The sequence below is a fragment of the Streptomyces recifensis genome, from assembly GCF_002154615.1.
Lineage (GTDB): Bacteria > Actinomycetota > Actinomycetes > Streptomycetales > Streptomycetaceae > Streptomyces > Streptomyces griseoluteus.
On record NZ_MUNH01000714.1, the window covers coordinates 1 to 2,804 of the forward strand.

At 68.8% G+C, this 2,804-nt stretch carries 3 protein-coding genes, 2 tRNA genes and 1 pseudogene; 2 read left to right on the forward strand and 4 right to left on the reverse strand.

All coding sequences use genetic code 11. The annotated features are described in order from the left end of the window. Positions 1-58: 58 nt before the first annotated feature. The gene (locus tag CCN33_RS28780) at positions 59-625 is read right to left on the reverse strand and encodes a DUF4365 domain-containing protein (protein ID WP_086696323.1); all 567 of its coding nucleotides are present in this window, start codon (positions 623-625) and stop codon (positions 59-61) included. Positions 626-794: 169 nt separating this feature from the next. On the opposite strand from CCN33_RS28780, the gene CCN33_RS28785 reads away from it, so the two are divergent. Further along, the gene (locus CCN33_RS28785) at positions 795-1,520 is read left to right on the forward strand and encodes a 3'-5' exonuclease (RefSeq protein WP_030810727.1); all 726 of its coding nucleotides are present in this window, start codon (positions 795-797) and stop codon (positions 1,518-1,520) included. A 72-nt stretch (positions 1,521-1,592) separates the two neighbouring features. On the opposite strand, the gene CCN33_RS28790 is transcribed toward CCN33_RS28785, so the two are convergent. The 3 genes from CCN33_RS28790 to CCN33_RS28800 form a co-directional block, all read right to left on the reverse strand. After that, positions 1,593-1,664: transfer RNA gene (locus tag CCN33_RS28790), tRNA-Val, on the reverse strand. Between the two features lie 280 nt (positions 1,665-1,944). Beyond that, positions 1,945-2,016: transfer RNA gene (locus CCN33_RS28795), tRNA-Val, on the reverse strand. Positions 2,017-2,077: 61 nt separating this feature from the next. Continuing rightward, on the reverse strand, positions 2,078-2,530 hold the full coding sequence (locus CCN33_RS28800) for a TIGR02611 family protein (RefSeq protein ID WP_086696324.1): 453 nt from the start codon (positions 2,528-2,530) through the stop codon (positions 2,078-2,080). A 124-nt stretch (positions 2,531-2,654) separates the two neighbouring features. Here CCN33_RS28800 and CCN33_RS33345 point away from each other — a divergent pair. After that, positions 2,655-2,804: pseudogene (locus CCN33_RS33345) on the forward strand (SsgA family sporulation/cell division regulator); the annotation flags it as partial.

Consider the following 2,804-nt stretch of genomic DNA (forward strand, 5'->3'; position numbering starts at 1 on the left):
AGAGGTGTATAGGAGGCAGGGTGGGGACGGAGCATGCGCAGGGGTTCTTCGGGGCTTGTCATGGCCTGCCTCCGGTGCCGACGCGCGTCATGATCTCGCAGAGGGCGCGGTCGTCGAAGATGCGCGCGGTGGGGACGCGGACGGTGGTGCGGGTCCGTCCGGTGACGGGGTGTCCGGCGAGGTTGACCCAGTAGCAGCAGTGTCTGAGGTCGAGCCGGTCGTGTCCGGCGCGCAGCCAGTCGTCCTGGGAGCGCGGGACGATCATGACGACGAGGATCTTGTGCACCGAGACGGGGGTGCGGGCGAGTTTGCGCAGGTGGTCGTTGTCCAGCGTGAAGGAGAAGGTGGGGCCGGGGGGCCGGGGGGCGAGCTGGTAGGTGCACTTGAGCTGCACCTTGATGGTGACCTCGTCGTCCACGGTGTGGCCGGGGGCGCTGTGGCTGACGTGCCAGTCGATGCCGTTGTCGGGGAACGGCTGGGACAGCGAGCAGCCGGCCGCGGCGGCGACCGCGTGCAGATAACCGACCTGCAGGGTCTCCATGCAGGCGGTGGTGGCGAGGGTGCCGCGAAGGTGACCCGTGCGGTCGGGCAGCAGCCCGCCCCGCTCGGGCTGGGCCATGGCCATGGGACAACAGCCTTCCGAACCGGGGGTTTCCCCACTGCGGGCCGCTGAACTGCAAAGACCCGTACTCCTGTTGTCTCCTCCCGGCGTACGGCGCAAACGGGCCGGGTATCACCAAACGGGCAGAAGACGGATCGTCAGCCGCCATGCGCGGACGAGGAGTTGGGTTGGGATGACGTGCTGGTACGAAGGGGCGCTGGCCGCCTTCGACACGGAGACGACGGGCGTGGACGTCGAGACCGACCGGATCGTGTCGGCCGCCGTCGTCGTCCAGGACGCGCCGGGGACACGGCCGCGGGTGAGCCGCTGGCTGGTCAGCCCGGGGGTGCCGGTGCCCGAGGGGGCGACGGCGGTGCACGGGCTGACGGAGGAGCACCTCCAGCGCAACGGCCGCTGGCCGGCGCCGGTGGTGTACGAGATAGCCCAGCAGCTGGCGGAGCACACGGCGATGGGCCGGCCGCTGGTGGTGATGAACGCGCCCTTCGATCTGACCCTGCTGGACCGGGAGTTGCGCCGCCACCGGGCGTCGTCGCTGGACCGCTGGTTCGAATCGGCGCCGCTGCGGGTGCTGGACCCGAGGGTCATGGACAAGCAGTTGGACCGCTACCGCAAGGGCCGCCGCACGCTGGGCGATCTGTGCGAGCAGTACGGGGTGGAGCTGCGGGGCGCCCACGACGCGGCGGCGGACGCGATGGCGGCGCTGGACGTGGTGCGGGCGATGGGGCGCCGGTTCGCGGCGCGGCTGGAGCGGTTGTCCCCGGCGGAGTTGCACGCGTTGCAGGTGGGCTGGCACGCGGCGCAGGCGCGGGGTCTCCAGGCGTGGTTCGCGCGCAGCGGGTCGCCGGAGCTGGTGAGTACGGAGTGGCCGCTGCGCCAGGAGCTGTCGGCCGCGGCGTAGCCGGGGCGGTGTGCGCGGCCCCGGACAGCGGAAGAGCCGGCCCGCTGAGTGCGGACCGGCTCCTCGTGCCGGTGGGCGATACTGGGTTCGAACCAGTGACCTCTTCGGTGTGAACGAAGCGCTCTCCCACTGAGCTAATCGCCCGGCAACGCACTGAACCATACAGGTCCGGGCGGGGTGAGTCCAAACCGCCGGTGCCCACCCGGCACCCCGAGTCCCGTACGCGCGGTGCCGGATGGACATGACCGGGAATCAGAACAGGGTGCGCAAAGGGGACTTGGCGACACGGTGAATTCACATGTTGTCGCACTTGCGGGAAATCCGGACGCTTTCCATCGGAATATCGTCCGTATTTCCCCGCCGCCTTTTACGTGCACACGCCGAAGGCCCGCCTGCTGTTCGCAGACGGGCCTTCGGACCAGGGTGGGCGATACTGGGTTCGAACCAGTGACCTCTTCGGTGTGAACGAAGCGCTCTCCCACTGAGCTAATCGCCCTGGGCGCAGGAAGAACATTACCCCATGTCAGCGGGTACCTGTGACCACCTGCGGCACCGGCTCACTGGTCCTTGATCCTCCAGGGCGCGACGACGCCGAACTTCCAGAGGTAGATCCCGGCCAGCACCCCGATGATCACCAGCCCGATCACGGTCAGGGTGATGTTGCGGCGCCGCACCTTGGGGTCCAGCGCCTTCTGCGCGGCCTCGGTGACCTTGCGCTTGGTCCAGCGGAGCACGAGCTGGGCCCAGACGAACTCCGTCGCCCAGATCGCCATGCCGCCGAAGATCACGACCCAGCCCGGGCCGGGCAGCGGGAGCATGATGATGCCCGCCACGACCACGGCGAGGCCGATCACGAAGACACCGACCTGCCAGCTCAGGTGCAGGGCCCTGCGTCGCTTGACGAACTCCGGCGCCCGCGAGCCCAGCCCGTCGTCGGCCGGCCCCTCGCTCGTCCCCGCCCCGTCCGGCACCACGGCGACCTCTCCCGGCTCGTCACTCCCCGTATTCATACGGTCAAACCCTACCGGAACGAATGAGTCACTGGAATGGTGGCAGATCTCGTATCACTTCTCGGCCGGAAGAGGTACCTAAAGCCACGCAAAACCCTCGAAGGGGTTTACAACGGCACCGTAGGTGGCATGTCGATTTCGCCGACGTGCGAATCCCCGAGCGCACACTGAGCGAAAGGCCCTGGCGCTTATGAACACCACGGTCAGCTGCGAGCTGCACCTGCGCCTCGTTGTGTCGAGCGAGTCCTCCCTGCCTGTCCCCGCAGGCCTGCGG

Excerpts from the sequence above, each read along its gene's own strand:
- CCN33_RS28780 (WP_086696323.1), bottom strand. The coding sequence starts at position 625 with ATGGCCATGGCCCAGCCCGAGCGGGGCGGGCTGCTGCCCGACCGCACG.
- CCN33_RS28800 (WP_086696324.1), bottom strand. The coding sequence starts at position 2,530 with ATGAATACGGGGAGTGACGAGCCGGGAGAGGTCGCCGTGGTGCCGGAC.
- CCN33_RS28785 (WP_030810727.1), top strand. The coding sequence starts at position 795 with ATGACGTGCTGGTACGAAGGGGCGCTGGCCGCCTTCGACACGGAGACG.